Raw genomic sequence first — 18615 nt, 5'->3', positions numbered from 1 at the left:
TGGCTCAACTAACGCTCCTGCTGGTGAGTGGGGCTCGGGAAGCTGCCGGTCTGGCCGTTGCCGGCCTGTCGACCTTGCGCGATGCCCCGACGGAGATTGGTCAGCCGGCCGCGTACGTCATCAGGCGAACGCGAGACCTGCGGACCGGTTTGGTGCTGTTGCTGCTGAGCCGTGCCCGGCACGAGGTTCGCGCGCGGGACCCGGCGCGGCAGGCCGGAGGTGGTGACCCCGCCCGCCGAAGGCTGTCGGGCACGTTCGGCCTGGCGGACCAGGTCGTCGTTGGGTGTGCTGCGCCAGGTGGGGGAAGCAGGCGCGGCGGGGGTCGCCGGACGCTGGGGAGCGACCGGAGTCTGGGGAGCGGGGGCGGCCGGCTGTTGTGGCACGGAACCGTTGCCCTGCTGTTGGCCGTTCTGCCCGGCCTGACCGTTCTGCCCGCCCTGACCGTGGAACCAGTTGGTCTCCAGCGTGTCGTACAGCGGCGTCCGGCCGTCCATCGGACCCGTCGCCGGGGGCAGTGCCTCCGGCTCCTGCGGGCGCGCGGGGCGCTGCGGGGGCATCGCAGGACGCTGCGGCGGCACGGGCGGGCGGGGCGCGCCGAAGCTCTCCCCGTTGACCTGCGGCCGCTCGAACTGGCCGGTGTCCTGGGAGTTCTGCCGACCCGGCGCGTTGTACTGCCCGGTGCCCTGGCCGTTCTGCCGGCCGGGCGCACCGAACTGTCCCGGGTCCTGCGGGTTCGGGCGGTCGGGAGCACCGTACTGGCCGGTGTCCTGCGGGTTCTGCCGGCCCGGAGCCGGGAACTGGCCCGTGCTGGAGCCGTCGTAGCCCGGCATGGCGAACTGGCCGGTGGACGAAGGGTCCTGCGAGGCGCCCCGGGACGGGCCCGTGGGCGCCGGCGGAGCGCCGGCCCCGCCGTACACGTCGGAGCGGACGTAGGACCCGGTGCCGTCCTGCGGCGTGCCGGCGCCGGGGCGCTGGCTGTCGAAGTCGGCCCGCGGGGAACGCGGGAAGTCCGTGGGCGAGCCCGGAGCCTGGCCGGGGTCGACGCGCGGCATCGGCGCGGTGACGTCCGGCTGCTCCTCGTGGCCGCGCGGGGCGTCCAGCGAGGCGCGCGACACCGGCGGCTGCGCGTTGTCGTCGCTCCAGCTCGGCGTCCGTGACGCGGAGTTGCCACCGGGCAGCTCGGCGCGCGGGCCACCGCGGCCGGGCAGCTGCGGACGGCGCCTGGCGGAACGTTCCTTGCCCTGCTTCGGCGGCACGGCACCCGGACCGCCGTCGGCCCCTCCCGGCCTGCCCGCACCGGCGTCACCGGGACCGCCGGCCGGGCGCAGGCCCGGGCCGCCGCCCGGGAAGCCGCCCTGGCGTCCGGAGTCGTCGAAGCTCTCGAAGTTGTTGGGGCCACCGGTCCCGGCGGCCTGCAGGCCCTGCGGGGCACCGGGCGCCTGACCGTTGAACGCACCGCCGTTGCCGAACCCGCCGGCTCCGGCGCCCGCCGGAGGCCGGCCGCCCTGCGGAGGCACCGGCGGACCGCCCTGCGGCCCACGCGGACCACCGGGGTTGCCGAGACCGCCCGGACCATTGGGGTTGCCGGGCAGCGCGGCCCGCGGACCCTGGCCCGCGCCGACCTGCCCACGCTGCGGAGGGGCGCCGAGGAGGCCACCACCGGCTGAGGGGCCGCCGAGCGGCGGGCCCGACTGGTTGCCGGCCGGGCGACGCGCGGCGGCGGCGCCGGCCGCGGCCTGCGCGGCGGCCGGACCACCGGTGGACGGAGCGCCCTGGCCGGCCTTGCTCGGCATGGGCTTCTTGTTGCCCTGTGCCACGTCGACCGGAAGCATGACGAGCGCGGTCGTACCGCCGGAGTCGGACGGGCGCAGCTGGATACGGATGCCGTGGCGCTGGGACAGCCGGCCGACCACGAACAGACCCATGCGGCGGGAGACCGACACGTCCACGGTGGGCGGCGAGGCGAGCCGCTCGTTGATCGCCGCGAGGTCCTCGGGGGAGAGGCCGATACCGGTGTCGTGGATCTCGATCAGCACCCGGCCGTCGGGCAGGGCGTGACCGGTGACCTTGACCTTGGTCTGCGGCGAGGAGAAGGAGGTGGCGTTCTCCAGCAGCTCGGCGAGGAGGTGCACAAGGTCGTTGACCACGCGGCCGGCGACCTCGGTCGTCGGCACGGAGGACAGCTCGATGCGCTCGTACTGCTCCACCTCGGACGCGGCGGCGCGGAGCACGTCGACCAGCGGGACCGGGCGGGTCCAGCGACGGCCGGGCTCTTCACCGGCGAGAACGAGGAGGTTCTCACCGTTACGGCGCATGCGGGTGGCGAGGTGGTCGAGCTTGAACAGGGAGGACAGCTGGTCCGGGTCGGCCTCGCGCGACTCCAGTTCGGAGATGAGCGACAGCTGACGCTGGATGAGGCCCTGGGAGCGGCGCGAGAGGTTGGTGAACATCGCGTTGACGTTGCCCCGGAGGAGGGCCTGCTCGGCGGCGAGGCGGACGGCCTCGCGGTGCACGTCGTCGAAGGCCGCGGCCACCTGGCCGATCTCGTCCCGGGAGTGCACACCGACCGACTCGACGGAGGTGTCGACATCCTGCGGGTCCGACTCCGACAGCTGCTTGACCAGCTCGGGCAGCCGGTCCTGGGCGACCTTGGTCGCGGTGTCCTGCAGCCGGCGCAGCGAGCGGATCATGGACCGGGCCACGACGAACGCGCCGACCAGGGAGACACCGAGGACGAGCAGGATCAGCGCACCGGAGATGATCGCCTCTTGCTCCGCGTCGGCGCGGAGGTTACGGGCGGTCTGTTCCATCTCCTCGAGGAGCGAGCCCTCGATCTTCTTCATCTGCTCGATCTTGGCCGCGGAGTCGTCGGTCCAGTCCTTGTACGAGCGCTTGTCCTGCCCGCCCAGACCACCCGCGCTGGCGAGGACCCGGTCCGCGTAGACGTCGGAGGCCTCGATGGTGGGGCTCGCGTCGTCGATCGGCTTGGTCTTGACCTCGGCACCGGAACCGTAGATGTCGGAGAAGGTCTTGCGGTCGGACTCCTCGTTACCCAGCGCCGCGAACGCGTACAGCCGGTCGTTCTCGGAGAGCTTGCCGGCCTTGTCGTCGGTCTCGGGCAGGGCCGCCGCGATGACCGCGCGCTGCACCGAGGCGTATTCCTTGGCGGAGGAGAACGCCGCCAGGGCACGGGTCCGCTTGATCATGTCCGGGTTGCTGGTGGCCTCGGCCATGTCCGTGGACAGCTCCAGCAACTGGTCGACCAGGCGGTGGTAGGCCTCGACCGTCTGTGTGGAGTTCCTGGAGTCCACGTAGGCGTTCTTGCGGATGCCGTTGAGGTCGTAGAGCGCGCGCACGACCCGGACGAGGCTGTCGCGGACACCGGGCATCTTCGTGGTGGTGTTCGCGGTCTCGGCGGCCTGCGTCGCGTCCGTGAACTGGACGCGGGCCGTGTCCGTCTTCTCGCGGGCGCCCTTGACCGTGTAGTCGTTGGCGTCCAGACCGTGCGCGAGGGGACCGGCCGACAGGTCGCGCTCCTGCTGGAGCGCGGTGGCGAGCTCGGTCGCCTGCTTGGTCATGTCGGTGAGCAGCCGCATGTTCTCGAGCTGCTGGATGTCGTCCACGTTGTCGCCGATGCGCAGGGCACCGAGCGAGGTCGCCGCCACGACGGGGAGCGCGAGCAGCGAGACCAGACGGGTCGAGATGCGCCAGTTGCGCAGGGCTATTCGGGAGCCGCCCGTGGCCCCGCCGTTGGTACCGCCCTTGGGTTTCCCGGACGGCGCGGGAGCAACTGACGCGCCGGGGCGCCCTGAGCGCCCCCCGCCGTCACCGATCTCCGCCGGACCCGGGTTCTGGGCGTGCTGGGGGGAGGAACCGTGGCCGGCTCCGTTGTGTGGCTCCGGCTCCGCCGAAGCGCTGCCATCCCTCTTGAAACGTCCCTGCACTAGCGTCGCAACCTCTGGACCAGGCGCCCCACCGCGTGAACGGCGGGACGGTGTCGGCGTCTTCGGGGGCGTCCTGAATACGTCCCCAATTGGTGGTCGTGAGTGACCGGCGCTGGCTCCCTCTCCCACCGCCGCCAGGCGCTGTTGATCTGCGCCCCTGCGCGCCGGCACGATCCTGCGGCGGTCCGAGGAATTCCAACACAGTGCCGGATCTGCAACAAGGCCAACGGGTAACGGTCTGTTCACTGTGACAGCATGTGAGGGCTACGTCACCGGGCGTGGAAGGTGTTTCCGTTCATTACGGACATACCCGTGCGATCCAAGGGCGTGAGCTGGGTGTCCCAGTCGCCATGATCGGGAGCGGAATGAGGGCTTCAGGTCACCTATGTCCGTTTCGCGGGCATGGGTCGATGGCCTGTATTGCCCGTTTTACCCATGAGTGAGTGAGCAAACTCACACGCCGATCATGCCTTCTTCACGACTTGACCCGGGAATCGCATGTTTAGCCTGACGCTTTACAGGGATGGCGAATCCGACAACCCGCGCTTGTGGGACGGCCCTTGCGGTCCGCCCGGCGCCCGCACACGACGAGGTCCAGGACAACAGTGAAGACGACGATGATGTTCCGCAACATAGCCAACCCCCGGCGCACGACGCTGGCCCACCTCGCCGACGCCGAGGACCTGCGCACGCCGGAGCAGGAGCACTCCGTCGACCTCCCCTCCCAGACCGCCAACCCTCGCCGGACGATCCTGATGACGGTCCCGGTCCAGATGGCGGAGTAGTTGCACGCTCAAGTACGCGCCGAATCGGCCAACCGCTCAAACCGGCGCCTGTGAAGATTCGGCGGATTCCCGCGTGTACGAAGCCGAAGGGCGCCCCGCTCGTGCTGGGCGCCCTTCGGCATGCGTGCGTGGAAATGCGCGAGGAGGGCACCCCGCCCCGCGCTAGCCTGGACCGTCAGACTCCAGCCAGTTCAGTTAAGGGGCGCAAGCAACCCGTGCGCATCGCCAGGTTCTCCATCGACGGGAACGTAGCCTTCGGCGCGGTCGAGGGCGACAAGCCGGACGAGCTCGTCCTCGACATCATCAAGGGCATTCCGTTCGCGGACTACGAGCTCTCCGGTACGAAGGTCCCGCTCAGCAAGGTCAGGCTGCTGCCGCCGGTGCTCCCCAACAAGGTCGTGGCCTTCGGCCGCAACTACGCCGAACACGCGCGCGAGCTGGGCAACGAGGTCCCCGACGCCCCGTTCGCCTTCTTCAAGCCGGCCACCTCGGTGATCGGCTCCGGCGACGCGATCCAGTACCCGTCCTTCTCCGAGGACCTCCACCACGAGGCCGAGCTGGCCGTCGTCATCGGCCGACTGTGCCGCGAGGTCCCGCGCGAACGCGTCAAGGACGTGATCTTCGGCTACACCTGCGCCAACGACGTCACCGCCCGTGACGTCCAGAAGCGCGAGAAGCAGTGGGCCAGGGCCAAGGGCTTCGACACCGCCTGCCCGCTGGGCCCCTGGGTGGAGACCGACCTCGACCCGAGCGACCTGACCATCCAGCTCACCGTCAACGGCGGGCAGCGCCAGCTGGGCCGGACGAGCGAGATGATCAACTCCATCGAGGACCTGATCGTCAACATCACCGAGGCCATGACGCTGCTCCCCGGCGACGTGATCCTCACGGGCACCCCGGCAGGGGTCGGCCCCCTCAACGTCGGCGACGAGGTCGCCGTCACCATCGAAGGCATCGGCACTCTCACCAACAAGGTGATCAAGCGTGGCTAACGGCTCCGTCCGCGTACGTTTCTGTCCGTCCCCGACCGGCAATCCCCATGTGGGTCTGGTCCGCACGGCCCTGTTCAACTGGGCGTTCGCCCGCCACACCGGCGGCACGTTCGTCTTCCGCATCGAGGACACCGACGCGGCCCGCGACTCCGAGGAGTCCTACGGGCAGCTCCTGGACTCCCTGCGCTGGCTGGGCTTCACCTGGGACGAGGGCCCCGAGGTGGGCGGCCCGCACGCGCCGTACCGCCAGTCGCAGCGCATGGAGACGTACAAGGATGTGGCCGAGAAGCTCAAGGACGCCGGCCACGCCTACCACTGCTACTGCACCGCCTCCGAGCTGGAGGAGCGCCGTGACGCCGCCCGTGCGGCCGGCAGGCCCTCCGGGTACGACGGCAAGTGCCGCGAGGTCACCCCGGAGCAGAAGGCCCGGTACGAGGCCGAGGGCCGCGAGCCGATCGTCCGCTTCCGGATGCCCGACGAGACGATCACCTTCACGGACCTGGTCCGCGGCGAACTGACCTTCACCCCGGAGAACGTTCCGGACTACGGCATCGTCCGCGCGAACGGCGCCCCGCTCTACACGCTCGTCAACCCCGTCGACGACGCCCTGATGGAGATCACCCACGTCCTGCGCGGCGAGGACCTGCTCTCCTCGACACCGCGCCAGATCGCCCTCTACAAGGCGCTGACCGAGCTGGGCATCGCCAAGGAGATCCCGTCCTTCGGCCACCTGCCGTACGTGATGGGCGAGGGCAACAAGAAGCTCTCCAAGCGCGACCCGGAGTCGAGCCTGAACCTCTACCGGGAGCGCGGTTTCCTCCCCGAGGGCCTGCTCAACTACCTCTCCCTGCTGGGCTGGTCGCTCTCCGCGGACAAGGACATCTTCACGATCGAGGAGATGGTCGCCGCCTTCGACGTCGCGGACGTGAACCCCAACCCGGCCCGCTTCGACCTGAAGAAGGCCGAGGCGATCAACGCCGACCACATCCGTCTGCTGGACGTGAAGGACTTCACCGAACGCTGCGCCCCGTGGCTGAAGGCCCCGTTCGCCCCCTGGGCGCCGGAGGACTTCGACGAGGCCAAGTGGGAGGCCATCGCCCCGCACGCGCAGACCCGCCTCAAGGTCCTCTCCGAGATCACGGCGAACGTGGACTTCCTGTTCCTGGCGGAGCCGGCGCAGGACGAGGCGAGCTGGACGAAGGCCATGAAGGAGGGTTCCGACGCGCTCCTGCGTACGGCGAGGGAGAAGCTGGAGGCGGCCGACTGGACCTCGGCCGAGTCCCTGAAGGAGGCCGTCCTGGCCGCCGGCGAGGTTCACGGCCTCAAGCTCGGCAAGGCCCAGGCCCCCGTCCGCGTCGCCGTCACCGGCCGCACGGTCGGCCTCCCTCTCTTCGAGTCCCTGGAGATCCTGGGCAGGGAGAAGACGCTGGCGAGGATCGACGCGGCCCTGGCCAGGCTGGCCTCGTAACGCCCGTACGTGAGGGGAGGCACCCGAGGGTCCGGGTGCCTCCCCTTCGTCATCCCCCGGACAGGACGGCCGGCCTCGGGCTACCGTCGGATCATGGACATCAAGGCCGTGCTCTGGGACGTCGACGACACCCTTTTCGACTACACCGCGGCCGACCGGGCCGGAATGCGCGACCATCTCGCCGTCGAGGGCCTGCTGCTCGGATACGACTCCGTCGAAGAGGCCATCTCGCGCTGGCGCGAACTGACGAGCCTGCACTGGCGACGGTACGCGGCGGGCGAGGGTGACTGGGAGGCCACGCGCCGCGACCGCGTACGGGACTTCCAGGGCCGGCCCCTGAGCGACGCGGAGGCCGACGCCTGGTTCGAGCGCTACATCGCCCACTACGAGCGGGCCTGGTCGCTCTTCCCGGACGTCGTGCCCGTCCTGGACGCGCTCGCCGCGAGCCACCGGCACGCGGTGCTGTCCAACTCCAGCCTCCCCGTCCAGGAACGCAAGCTGCGTGCCCTCGGTGTGTGGGACCGCTTCGAGACGGTGCTGTGCGCCGAGCAACTGGGCGTCCACAAGCCTGCCGCCGAGGCGTTCCACGTGGCCTGCGAGGCCCTGGAGCTGCCGCCGCACGAGGTCGCGTACGTCGGCGATCACCCGGAGATCGACGGCCGGGGCGCCGCCGACGCCGGTCTGCTGTCGGTGTGGATCGACCGCGGCGGCCTCTACGCGACCGTCGACCCGCCCGTCGGGCCGCACCGGATCGCCACCCTGACCGAACTCCCCGCGATCCTCGGCTCCGATACCCGTTTTGGAGCGCCGTCCACCTTCGGGTAATGTTCTTCCTGCGCCGCCGGGGAGCGGGCCGAAAGGCCGGGAACCGGAGGTGCACACTAGAACAAGATCCCTTCAGGGGATTGAGTTCCAGTGGCCTATGGTGTAATTGGCAGCACGACGGTTTCTGGTTCCGTTAGTCTTGGTTCGAGTCCAGGTAGGCCAGCTCGCAGAGCTCATCTGCACAAGCGGAGATCATCTCCGCGAAGCCCCCGTTGTGTAGCGGCCTAGCACGCTGCCCTCTCACGGCAGTAGCGCCGGTTCGAATCCGGTCGGGGGTACTGATCCTTCCCGCGAAGGTGGCCAGGGTAGCTCCCACCACCATCGATGCAGGATCGCTAGGGCCCCCGTTGTGTAGCGGCCTAGCACGCTGCCCTCTCACGGCAGTAGCGCCGGTTCGAATCCGGTCGGGGGTACGAAAAAGTCTCAACCATATTGGTCTATGGTGTAATTGGCAACACTACGGTTTCTGGTACCGTCATTCTTGGTTCGAGTCCAGGTAGACCAGCTCGGCCTGTGGAAACGCAGGATCGCTAGGGCCCCCGTTGTGTAGCGGCCTAGCACGCCGCCCTCTCAAGGCGGTAGCGCCGGTTCGAATCCGGTCGGGGGTACGTTTCAACAAGGCCCTCCACTTCGGTGGAGGGCCTTCGTCATGTGCTCCGGCTACTCGATGCCGTACCGTCGCGCCGACTCCTCTTCCTGGGCCAGCCGGTGCAGGGCCCGCAGCACCGGCTCGAAGAGCACCGCCGCCGAGACCGCCACCTCCGCCTTCTCCGTGTCGGACGCGTAGGTCTCCATCTGGTCCAGGTCCCTGGCGGCCGCCTGGTGCATCAACTCGGCGTACGGGACCATGAGTTCGGCGTCGCACGGATAGCCGAGCCGCAGCAGCGTGGCCACCAGCGCCACCAGTGAACGGTGCACGGGAGAGAGGGAGCCGACCTCCCTCGCCGCTTCCCAGCCCAGCGTCCGCAGCAGCCGGTCCACCTCGGCCGTCGCGGCGACCGTGAGCGGGTCCTCCTCGTCCGGGCCGGGAGTCTGAGGCAGCGCCCACAGGGCCGCGCCGAGCCTGATCGTCCGTCCCAGGGACTCGTCGTCCACGTGGCTGAGCACCTCCCGGGCGTTGGCCACCGGCACCTTGCCCACCTGGATCAACGCCCGCACCAGCCGCAGCCGGCGCAGATGCTCCTCGTCGTACTCCGCCGTCGTCGCGTTGATCTGGCGGCCCGGCGCCAACAGTCCCTCACGCAGGTAGTACTTGATCGTCGCTGTGGACACCCCGCTGCGCTCGCTCAGCTCCGCCAGCCGCATCTCTCTTGCGCCTCTCCTTGGGAAGTGCCACTATCCAAGCATGGTTGTTCGGATAGTGCCGCTCACCAAGTAGGGGGAGTCATGTTCGGAAAGCGGGTCGCCGCCGGCCGTACCACCGCCGCCGCCGAGGGCGACGTGGTGGTCCTGCTGATCGGTATGCGGATCAATCACTTCTGGGCCGTACATCACTGGGGGCCCGTGCTCGCGGCGATGCCGCGGATGCTGCGGGAGCTGCGCGCGGACCCGAGCCGGGGGCTGCTGAACGCCGTGCTGCTCTCGGCCTCGCCGCGGACGTACTACGTCGTCCAGTACTGGGAGTCCAAGGAGAAGCTGTACGGGTACGCGCACGCGCCCGACGCGTTCCATCGCGTGGCGTGGGCCGCGATGAACCGCAAGGAGCGCAAGGGGAAGTCGCGGCAGCATGTGGGGCTCTGGCACGAGACGTATGTGGTGCCGGAGGGGTCGTACGAGTCGATCTATGCCGACATGCCCGCGTTCGGCCTCGCGGCGGCCACGGGGACGCTGCCGCTTGAGGAGCGGGGGAGGTCGGCGAAGGAGCGGTTCGCCCACCGGCGGGGAGCGAGTGCCTAGGCGCAGTGGGGGAGCTGTGCCGTGGCGGCTGCGGGTTGTTCGTGATCGCTCGCGCCCACGGCGGCGGAGCCGCATGGGGATACGGCCCCGCCCGCCCTTTGGGGCGCGCTGAGGTCGAACCCACGAGAAAAGGCCTGCCGCGGCGTTGAGGCAGGCCTTTTCTCGTGGTCGGGCGGGATTTCCGGGGGTCAGCCAGTGCGGCGCAGGGCCTCCGAGAGGCGGCCCGCGGCGTCGATGACCGCCTGGGCGTGCATGCGGCCGGGGTGGCGGGTGAGGCGCTCGATCGGGCCCGAGACGGAGACAGCGGCCACCACGCGGTTCGACGGGCCGCGTACGGGGGCGGAGACCGAGGCGACGCCCGGCTCGCGCTCGCCGATGGACTGGGCCCAGCCCCGGCGCCGTACGCCCGAGAGGGCGGTGGCCGTGAAGCGGGCGCCCTGGAGACCGCGGTGCAGGCGCTCGGGCTCCTCCCAGGCCATGAGGATCTGGGCCGACGAACCGGCTTTCATCGTGAGGGTCGAGCCGACCGGGACCGTGTCCCGCAGGCCTGAGAGCCGCTCCGCGGCGGCGACACAGATACGCATGTCGCCCTGCCGGCGATAGAGCTGCGCGCTCTCGCCCGTGATGTCGCGGAGGTGTGTGAGCACCGGGCCCGCCGTCGCGAGGAGGCGGTCCTCGCCGGCGGCCGCGGCCAGCTCGGCCAGCCGGGGGCCGAGGATGAAACGGCCCTGCATGTCCCGTGCCACCATGCGGTGGTGTTCCAGAGCCACGGCCAGGCGGTGGGCCGTGGGTCGTGCGAGTCCCGTGGCGCCGACCAGACCCGCGAGGGTGGCCGGACCGGACTCCAGAGCGCTCAGGACCAGGGCCGCCTTGTCCAGAACGCCGACGCCGCTACTGTTGTCCATGCAACGATACTCGCGTCTCACTCTGTGAAACGCAAGTTCAATTTCGCGTGGACCTTGCCACTCTGGAAGCAGAACAACGGCTCGCGGACCAACGAGCCCGGCGGCCGGCGCTCATACGGGGGGTATGTGCGCTCGCCACCTCCGATATCTCTAGTTGGGCCGGCGCTCGGACAAGCCGGCCGGAGGGAAAGCGATGGGTAGGACACTCGCGGAGAAGGTCTGGGACGACCACGTCGTCCGGCGCGCCGAGGGCGAGCCCGACCTCCTCTTCATCGATCTGCACCTGCTGCACGAGGTGACCAGCCCCCAGGCCTTCGACGGTCTCCGCAAGAGCGGGCGGAAGGTTCGCCGGCTCGACCTGACCATCGCGACCGAGGACCACAACACCCCCACCCTCGACATCGACAAGCCCATCGCGGACCCGGTCTCCCGCATTCAGCTGGAGACGCTGCGCGCGAACGCCGCCGAGTTCGGTGTGCGTCTGCACCCGCTGGGCGACGTCGAGCAGGGTGTCGTGCACGTCGTCGGCCCGCAGCTGGGTCTGACCCAGCCCGGTATGACCGTCGTCTGTGGCGACTCCCACACCTCCACGCACGGCGCCTTCGGCGGTCTGGCGTTCGGCATCGGCACCTCCCAGGTGGAGCACGTGCTGGCCACCCAGACGCTGCCGCTGGTCCGCCCCAAGACCATGGCCATCACGGTCGAGGGCGATCTGGCCGACGGCGTCACCGCCAAGGACCTGATCCTGGCGATCATCGCCAAGATCGGCACCGGCGGCGGCCAGGGCTATGTCCTGGAATACCGGGGCCCGGCCATCGAGAAGCTCTCGATGGAGGCCCGCATGACCATCTGCAACATGTCGATCGAGGCCGGCGCCCGCGCGGGCATGATCGCCCCCGACGAGACCACCTTCGAGTACCTCAAGGGCCGTCCGCACGCCCCCGAGGGTGAGGACTGGGACGCGGCCGTCGCGTACTGGAAGACGCTCAGGACGGACGAGGACGCGGAGTTCGACGCCGAGGTGACCATCGACGGCGCCACCCTGTCGCCGTTCGTCACCTGGGGCACCAACCCCGGCCAGGGCGCGCCGCTTTCGGCGTCGGTCCCCGACCCGGCTTCGTACGAGGACGCTTCGGAGCGCTTCGCCGCCGAAAAGGCCCTGGAGTACATGGGGTTGGAGGCCGGCCAGCCGCTGAAGTCCATCAACGTGGACACCGTCTTCGTAGGTTCGTGCACCAACGGCCGCATCGAGGACCTGCGCGCCGCCGCCGAGCTGATCAAGGGCCGCAAAGTCGCCGACGGCGTACGGATGCTGGTCGTCCCCGGCTCCGCGCGGGTCGGTCTGCAGGCCGTCTCCGAGGGCCTCGACATCGTCTTCAAGGAGGCCGGCGCCGAGTGGCGGCACGCGGGCTGCTCGATGTGCCTGGGCATGAACCCGGACCAGCTGGCCCCCGGTGAGCGCTCCGCGTCCACCTCCAACCGCAACTTCGAGGGCCGGCAGGGCAAGGGCGGACGCACGCACCTGGTCTCGCCGCAGGTCGCCGCCGCGACGGCCGTCCTGGGCCATCTGGCGTCCCCCGCCGACCTGACCGACGCCCCCGCGCCCGCTGGAGTCTGAACAGCCATGGAAGCATTCACCACGCACACCGGCCGGGCCGTCCCGCTGCGCCGCAGCAACGTCGACACCGACCAGATCATCCCCGCCCACTGGCTCAAGAAGGTGACCAGGGACGGCTTCGAGGACGGGCTGTTCGAGGCCTGGCGCAAGGACGAGACCTTCATCCTCAACCAGCCCGAGCGGCAGGGCGCCACCGTCCTGGTCGCCGGCCCCGACTTCGGCACCGGCTCCTCCCGTGAGCACGCCGTGTGGGCGCTCCAGAACTACGGCTTCAAGACCGTCATCTCCTCCCGCTTCGCCGACATCTTCCGCGGCAACTCGCTCAAGAACGGCCTGCTCACGGTCGTTCTGGAGCAGAAGATCGTGGACGCGCTGCTGGAGCTCGCCGAGAAGGACCCCCAGGCCGAGATCACGGTCGACCTTCAGGCCCGCGAGGTGCGCGCCGAGGGCATCACCGCCTCCTTCGAGCTGGACGAGAACTCCCGCTGGCGGCTGCTGAACGGGCTGGACGACATCTCCATCACCCTCCAGAACGAGGCGGACATCTCCGCGTACGAGGCCAAGCGGCCGTCGTACAAGCCGAGGACGCTGAAGATCTGATCCAGCGGCGCGAGCCACCCGTCGGGCGGCCCGTGCAAGGCGGATTCCAGCCACCCCGACACCCCCAGGTACCCCCAATCGTGCACGGTTGGGGGTACCTGCATGTCCGGGTTCGGAGACCTTCGAAGTCACGTGCAGAAAGGTTTCAACTCCCCTAGTTACAAAGGTGATTGCCGGGGTACGCGCACCAGGGTGTGGCATCGACCGGGGGTGCTCCAAAGGCCCCCGGGAGACGGCAGTTGCCCCCTGCGCAGGCGACAACTCGCCCCAGATGGCACAATCTGTGCATGGAACACGACGGCCAACTCGAGCTCTATACGGCGGTCGCGGGCCAACTCAAGGAAGCGCACTCAAGGGTGCGCGCACTGCAAGTCCCGGAGGGCGTACGCATGGCGCTGACCCGGAAGCTGCTGGTCATTACGGCCGTGGCCAAACACGATCTCACCGACGCGGCAAGGCGTCTGGAGGGCTTCGCGACGGACCTCGACGAGGGGCGAATGCCCACAGAGGAACGCTGAGAGAACTCCATGACAGCCGAGTTCGTTGCGGCACAAGGGTGATAAGCCCGTTTCGTGTTTGATTTGCGGTATATATCTGCCTAACGTGCGAAAAAGCTTGAACACTTTCGTTCTGGCGATGTCTCCGAAGGGGAAGACGTGAACAAGGCGCAGCTCGTAGAAGCGATTGCGGACAAGGTCGGGGGGCGTCAGCAGGCCGCCGACGCGGTCGACGCCGTTCTGGACGCCATCGTCCGCGCGGTCGTCGCCGGGGACCGGGTGTCGGTCACCGGCTTCGGTTCCTTCGAGAAGGTCGACCGGCCGGCCCGCTACGCCCGCAACCCGCAGACGGGTGAGCGGGTTCGGGTCAAGAAGACCTCCGTGCCGCGTTTCCGCGCGGGCCAGGGTTTCAAGGACCTGGTGAGCGGCTCGAAGAAGCTTCCCCGTGGTGGCGAGGTCGCGGTCAAGAAGGCGCCCAAGGGCAGCCTGAGCGGTGGGGCTTCGGCGACGGTCAAGAAGGCCGCGGCGAAGAGGACCACGGCGGCGGCGAAGAAGGCGACCCCCCGCAAGACCACGGCCGCCGCCAAGAAGACGACGGCCACCGCGAAGAAGGCCACGGCGAAGAAGACGACCGCCAAGAAGGCCACCACCAAGACGGCGGCGGCGAAGACGACGACCGCCAAGACCACGGCGGCGGCGAAGAAGACCGCGGCGAAGAAGGCGCCGGCCAAGAAGGCCACCGCGAAGAAGGCGCCGGCCAAGAAGTCGTCGGCTCGCAAGACGACCGTGAAGAAGGCTGCCGCCCGCCAGGCGTAGGGCGCCGGGTACTCACTCACACACGCGCCGGGCCGGGCTCCTGTCGATGGAGCCCGGCCCGCGGCGTGTTCTGCGGGGGAGATTCGGTGCCCACTCGCCGTTGGAGGACGTGTTCACGGGCGGGCGCGGTGTGACGCGTGGTCGCTCGCGCGGTGCCCCGCGTTCGGCACGCGGCCCTGGTGCGGCTCTTCTTCAGAACGTCTGCAGGGTGATCAGGGTGATGCGCAGGGCTTCGGCCTCACCCTCCGTCTCGATGCGGACCCGCTGGCCCGGGCGGAGCAGGCGCAGGGCGCCCGCGTCGAAGGCCGGGGCGTCGAAGGGGACCGGGGTGCCGTCGTCCAGGAGGACCTGGCCGGTGCGGGTGGCGGGGTCGTAGGTGTACGCGGTGGCCTGCATGTCCGCAGCCTACTGGCCGGGGATCAGCAGGCGCGCGGCCGCGGCGGCCGTACGGGGACCGACGCCGAGGCCGAGGGCGGCGCGGAGGTCGTCGCCGGTGTCGACGTCCTGGCGCACGGAGTCGACGGTGGTGAGGGCGAGTTCCACGGCGCCGGAGCGGCGGTGGCGCAGGCGGGAGCCGGGGCCGAAGACGGGGGAGAGATCGTGGCCGGGGGTCGCGGCGAGCAGTGTGGTGCCGGTGCCGGCGGCGTCCGGGAGGAAAGAGCGGGGGAATTCGGCGGCCGCGTTCAGGACGCGCGTCAATTCCTGCGGGCGCAGGGCGGGCAGATCGGCGTTCAGGGCCGCCACGGGGCTTTGCGGTCGTACATCGCGTACGACGGCTGTTCCGTGCCGCAGAGCGGCGTTCAGGCCGTCCCGGGAGTCGCCGCGCGGGTTCTCCGGGACGGTGCGGGCGCCCAGGGCCGCCAGCTCGCGGGCGGCGAGGGGGTCGTCCGTGACCACCACCACAGCGCGGACCGCCGCGGCGGCCAGAGCCGCGGCCACGGTGTCCTGGGCGAAGGCGAGGGCCAGGCCCGGGCGCACCGCGTCGGCGGCGGTGTCCGAGAGCCTGCTCTTGGCCCGTGCCAGGGGCTTCACGGGTACGACCAGGGTCCACTGCACGGGCGTTCCGTCCCTCTCTTGTCGCCGCCATTGTCACCTGGGCGCAATGGGCGGCCACAGGGCGGGGCGTACGGTGTTCTCGACAGACCGGCAGCCCGGGGCGACACTTGTGCGGCTCCGGGCCCCCGGAACGGGCCCTGGGAAGTCCTAGAGGAAGGTGTCCGCGTGCCCCGCCGGAGAATCGGCTTCTGGTACCGCCTCGCCGCGGTGATCGCCAAACCGCCCCTGGTGGTGCTGATCAAGCGGGACTGGCGTGGAATGGAGAACATTCCGACCGAGGGCGGATTTATCACCGCCGTGAACCACAATTCGCATGTCGATCCCTTTGCGTACGCCCATTATCAGTACAACAGCGGCCGGGTTCCGCGATTTCTCGCGAAGAGCGGTCTCTTCGGCAAGGGATTCATCGGCGCCATCATGCGGGGCACCGGACAGATCCCCGTCTATCGCGAGAGCACCGACGCGCTGAGCGCCTTCCGGGCCGCGATCGACGCCGTGGAGCGCGGCGAGTGCGTCGCCTTCTACCCCGAGGGCACCCTCACCCGCGACCCGGACGGCTGGCCCATGACCGGCAAGACCGGTGCCGCACGGGTCGCCCTGCAGACCAGGTGCCCGGTGATCCCGGTCGCGCAGTGGGGCGCCAACGAACTGCTGCCGCCGTACGCCAAGAAGCCCAGCCTCCTGCCGCGCAAGACCCACCACGTGCTCGCGGGACCGCCCGTGGACCTCACGCGCTTCTACGGCCAGGAGATGAGCCCGGACCTGCTGAAGGACGCGACGGAGGTCATCATGGCCGCCGTCACCCACCAGCTGGAGGAGATCCGCGGCGAGAAGGCGCCCGGGACGCCGTACGACCCGAAGCGGGAGCGGATCGATCAGCGGCGCAGGAGCGCCTCGGCGGTCGAGCACCGGCGGCCCGGGCAGCACAATGGAGCACTGCGGGGACAGCGACGTCAGGAAGAGGGGCAGGGCAAGTGAGCAAGCCGGTCAAGGCGGCGGTGTTCAGCGCCGGTTCGTGGGGCACGGCCTTCGGTACGGTGCTCGCCGACGCCGGGTGCGAGGTCACTCTGTGGGCGCGCCGCGCGGAGGTCGCGGAGGCGATCAACTCCACCCGGTTCAACACCGACTACCTGCCGGGTCTGGAGCTCCCGCAGAACGTGCGGGCCACCACGGACCCGGCCGAGGCCGCCGCCGACGCCGACTTCACGGTTCTGTCCGTACCGTCCCAGACCCTGCGCGCCAACCTCGCCGACTGGACCGGGCTGCTGGCCCCCGACACCATCCTCGTCTCGCTGATGAAAGGCGTCGAACTCGGTTCCGCCATGCGGATGAGCGAGGTGATCGAGGACGTCGCCAAGGTCGGGCAGGACCGGATCGCCGTTGTCACCGGGCCCAACCTGGCGCGTGAGATCGCCTCCCGGATGCCGGCCGCCTCCGTGGTCGCCTGCACCGACGAGGCCGTCGCCCAGCGGCTCCAGGCCGCCTGCCACACCCCGTACTTCCGCCCGTACACCAACACCGACGTCGTCGGATGCGAGCTGGGCGGCGCGGTGAAGAACGTGATCGGTCTCGCCGTCGGCATCGCGGACGGCATGGGCCTCGGCGACAACGCCAAGGGATCGCTCATCACACGCGGTCTCGCCGAGACGACCCGCCTCGGCCTCGCGATGGGCGCCGACCCGCTCACCTTCGCCGGACTCGCGGGCCTCGGCGACCTGGTGGCCACCTGCTCCTCGCCGCTCTCCCGCAACCACACCTTCGGCACCAACCTCGGCAGGGGCATGACCCTGCAGGAGACCATCGCGGTCACCAGGCAGACCGCCGAGGGCGTCAAGTCCTGTGAGTCCGTACTGGACTTGGGGCGCCGGCACGGCGTCGACATGCCCATCACGGAGACGGTCGTCGACATCGTCCACGACGGCAAGCCGCCGGTCGTCGCCCTCAAGGAGATGATGTCGCGCAGCGCCAAGCCTGAGCGACGCTGAGCGAAAGCGACAGGATGGGCACTGACTGGCGCACTACCAACGGGTACTCTCAACGCGATATGAGCAGCGAGAACCTTCCCCAGAGCCCTGAGCAGCCGTCCCGCAAGCCGCGCGTGGCCGTCGTCTTCGGCGGTCGCAGCTCGGAACACGGGATCTCCGTGGTCACCGCCGGCGCCGTCCTGCGGGCCATCGACCGGACGAAGTACGACGTCCTGCCGATCGGCATCTCCCGGGAAGGCAGCTGGTTCCTCACCGCCGACGAACCGGACCGCATGGCGATCACCGACCGTCGCACGCCGAGCGTCGAGGAGCTCGCCGAGTCGCGGGAGGGCGGCGTCGTGCTCCCCGTCGACCCCGCCAACCGCGAAGTCGTCTACAGCGAGCCCGGTTCGGTGCCCAAGGCGCTCGGCGAGGTCGACGTCGTCTTCCCCGTCCTGCACGGCCCGTACGGCGAGGACGGCACCCTCCAGGGCATGCTGGAGCTCTCCGGTGTCCCGTACGTCGGCTCGGGTGTCCTCGCCTCGGCCGTCGGCCAGGACAAGGAGTACATGAAGCGGGTGTTCACCTCCTTCGGGCTCAAGGTCGGCCCGTACGTGGTGATCCGGCCGCGCGAGTGGCAGCTGGACGAGGCCGCCGCCCGCAAGAAGATCATCGACCTCGCCGGTGAGCATGGTTGGCCCCTCTTCGTGAAGCCCGCCCGCGCGGGCTCCTCCATCGGCATCACGAAGGTCGACGACCTCGCCGGTCTCGACGAGGCGATCGCCGAGGCCCAGCGCCACGACCCGAAGATCCTCGTGGAGGCGGCCCTGCGCGGCCGGGAGATCGAGTGCGGCGTCCTGGAGTTCGAGGACGGCCCCCGCGCCTCCGTCCCCGCCGAGATCCCGCCGCCCGAGGCCCACGCGTACTACGACTTCGAGGCCAAGTACATCGACTCGACGCCCGGCATCGTCCCGGCCCCGCTGACCCCGGAGGAGACCGCCGAGGTCCAGAAGCTCGCCGTCGACGCCTTCGACGCGGCGTCCTGCGAGGGCCTGGTCCGCGCGGACTTCTTCCTCACGGAGGACGGCGAGTTCGTGATCAACGAGATCAACACCTTGCCCGGCTTCACCCCGATCTCGATGTACCCGGCGATGTGGAAGGCGAGCGGTATCGCATACCCGGAGCTGGTGGACCGCCTGATCCAGGCGGCGCTGCACCGCTCCACAGGTCTTCGCTGAGGGGCGCCCCG

The 18615-nt window shown here is 70.0% G+C and carries 17 protein-coding genes and 5 tRNA genes; 17 read left to right on the top strand and 5 right to left on the bottom strand.

Going from position 1 to position 18615, the window contains the following annotated elements; genetic code table 11:
- Positions 1-8: 8 nt before the first annotated feature.
- The gene (locus tag OG622_RS15640) at positions 9-3944 is read right to left on the bottom strand and encodes a nitrate- and nitrite sensing domain-containing protein (protein ID WP_371576702.1); all 3936 of its coding nucleotides are present in this window, start codon (positions 3942-3944) and stop codon (positions 9-11) included.
- 605 nt (positions 3945-4549) lie between these two features.
- On the opposite strand from OG622_RS15640, the gene OG622_RS15635 reads away from it, so the two are divergent.
- The 9 genes from OG622_RS15635 to OG622_RS15595 all read left to right on the top strand — a co-directional run bounded on the left by OG622_RS15635 (position 4550) and on the right by OG622_RS15595 (position 8622).
- Positions 4550-4729 (top strand): hypothetical protein, encoded by a 180-nt coding sequence (locus OG622_RS15635; RefSeq protein WP_371576701.1) that lies wholly within the window; start codon positions 4550-4552, stop codon positions 4727-4729.
- A gap of 215 nt (positions 4730-4944) precedes the next feature.
- A complete protein-coding gene (locus tag OG622_RS15630) occupies positions 4945-5721 on the top strand; it encodes a fumarylacetoacetate hydrolase family protein (protein ID WP_371576700.1) in 777 nt (258 codons plus the stop codon).
- The gene (gltX, locus tag OG622_RS15625) at positions 5714-7189 is read left to right on the top strand and encodes a glutamate--tRNA ligase (RefSeq protein ID WP_371576699.1); all 1476 of its coding nucleotides are present in this window, start codon (positions 5714-5716) and stop codon (positions 7187-7189) included. Before OG622_RS15630 ends, gltX begins: the two co-directional genes overlap by 8 nt.
- A gap of 93 nt (positions 7190-7282) precedes the next feature.
- Positions 7283-8014, top strand: a complete 732-nt coding sequence (locus OG622_RS15620; RefSeq protein ID WP_371576698.1) for an HAD family hydrolase — start codon at positions 7283-7285, stop codon at positions 8012-8014.
- A gap of 91 nt (positions 8015-8105) precedes the next feature.
- Positions 8106-8177, top strand: a tRNA-Gln gene (locus OG622_RS15615).
- 42 nt (positions 8178-8219) lie between these two features.
- Positions 8220-8292 (top strand) — tRNA-Glu (locus OG622_RS15610).
- 62 nt (positions 8293-8354) lie between these two features.
- Positions 8355-8427 (top strand) — tRNA-Glu (locus tag OG622_RS15605).
- A gap of 20 nt (positions 8428-8447) precedes the next feature.
- A tRNA-Gln gene (locus OG622_RS15600) sits at positions 8448-8519 on the top strand.
- A gap of 30 nt (positions 8520-8549) precedes the next feature.
- A tRNA-Glu gene (locus tag OG622_RS15595) sits at positions 8550-8622 on the top strand.
- A 52-nt stretch (positions 8623-8674) separates the two neighbouring features.
- Here the strand turns inward: OG622_RS15595 and OG622_RS15590 are convergent.
- Complete coding sequence (locus tag OG622_RS15590) at positions 8675-9319, bottom strand: MerR family transcriptional regulator (RefSeq protein ID WP_371576697.1); 645 nt, start codon at positions 9317-9319, stop codon at positions 8675-8677.
- Positions 9320-9400: 81 nt separating this feature from the next.
- On the opposite strand from OG622_RS15590, the gene OG622_RS15585 reads away from it, so the two are divergent.
- Entirely contained in the window at positions 9401-9910 is a 510-nt protein-coding gene (locus OG622_RS15585) for a DUF4188 domain-containing protein (protein ID WP_371576696.1), read from the top strand.
- A 188-nt stretch (positions 9911-10098) separates the two neighbouring features.
- On the opposite strand, the gene ndgR is transcribed toward OG622_RS15585, so the two are convergent.
- Positions 10099-10815, bottom strand: coding sequence for an IclR family transcriptional regulator NdgR (gene ndgR, locus OG622_RS15580; protein WP_003993203.1), 717 nt, complete (start codon positions 10813-10815; stop codon positions 10099-10101).
- A 193-nt stretch (positions 10816-11008) separates the two neighbouring features.
- Between ndgR and leuC the strand changes: the two genes are divergently transcribed.
- The 4 genes from leuC (at position 11009) to OG622_RS15560 (ending at position 14346) form a co-directional block, all read left to right on the top strand.
- Positions 11009-12433, top strand: a complete 1425-nt coding sequence (leuC, locus tag OG622_RS15575; protein WP_371576695.1) for a 3-isopropylmalate dehydratase large subunit — start codon at positions 11009-11011, stop codon at positions 12431-12433.
- 6 nt (positions 12434-12439) lie between these two features.
- Positions 12440-13033, top strand: coding sequence for a 3-isopropylmalate dehydratase small subunit (gene leuD / locus OG622_RS15570; RefSeq protein WP_371576694.1), 594 nt, complete (start codon positions 12440-12442; stop codon positions 13031-13033).
- Between the two features lie 287 nt (positions 13034-13320).
- Positions 13321-13551, top strand: a complete 231-nt coding sequence (locus OG622_RS15565) for a hypothetical protein (RefSeq protein ID WP_371576693.1) — start codon at positions 13321-13323, stop codon at positions 13549-13551.
- Between the two features lie 138 nt (positions 13552-13689).
- Positions 13690-14346 carry an HU family DNA-binding protein gene (locus tag OG622_RS15560; protein ID WP_371576692.1) on the top strand — a complete coding sequence of 219 codons (657 nt, stop codon included), beginning with the start codon at positions 13690-13692 and terminating at the stop codon, positions 14344-14346.
- A gap of 192 nt (positions 14347-14538) precedes the next feature.
- On the opposite strand, the gene OG622_RS15555 is transcribed toward OG622_RS15560, so the two are convergent.
- Together OG622_RS15555 and cofC are read right to left on the bottom strand one after the other, a co-directional pair.
- A complete protein-coding gene (locus OG622_RS15555) occupies positions 14539-14742 on the bottom strand; it encodes a hypothetical protein (protein ID WP_371576691.1) in 204 nt (67 codons plus the stop codon).
- 9 nt (positions 14743-14751) lie between these two features.
- Positions 14752-15402: a 2-phospho-L-lactate guanylyltransferase gene (gene cofC, locus OG622_RS15550; protein WP_371576690.1), complete on the bottom strand. Its 651-nt coding sequence runs from the start codon at positions 15400-15402 to the stop codon at positions 14752-14754.
- A 165-nt stretch (positions 15403-15567) separates the two neighbouring features.
- Here cofC and OG622_RS15545 point away from each other — a divergent pair, with 165 nt between their 5' ends.
- The 3 genes from OG622_RS15545 to OG622_RS15535 are packed head-to-tail and all read left to right on the top strand — an operon-like array spanning position 15568 to position 18604.
- A complete protein-coding gene (locus OG622_RS15545; protein ID WP_371576689.1) occupies positions 15568-16380 on the top strand; it encodes a lysophospholipid acyltransferase family protein in 813 nt (270 codons plus the stop codon).
- The gene (locus OG622_RS15540; RefSeq protein ID WP_371576688.1) at positions 16377-17387 is read left to right on the top strand and encodes an NAD(P)H-dependent glycerol-3-phosphate dehydrogenase; all 1011 of its coding nucleotides are present in this window, start codon (positions 16377-16379) and stop codon (positions 17385-17387) included. The genes OG622_RS15545 and OG622_RS15540 overlap by 4 nt, the downstream gene beginning before the upstream one ends.
- A gap of 59 nt (positions 17388-17446) precedes the next feature.
- Positions 17447-18604, top strand: coding sequence for a D-alanine--D-alanine ligase family protein (locus OG622_RS15535; RefSeq protein WP_371576687.1), 1158 nt, complete (start codon positions 17447-17449; stop codon positions 18602-18604).
- Positions 18605-18615: the final 11 nt, after the last annotated feature.

It is taken from the genome of Streptomyces sp. NBC_01314, assembly GCF_041435215.1.
Lineage (GTDB): Bacteria > Actinomycetota > Actinomycetes > Streptomycetales > Streptomycetaceae > Streptomyces.
The sequence above is the reverse complement of the archived record's forward strand: the minus strand, read 5'-3'. Positions and strand labels throughout refer to the sequence as shown.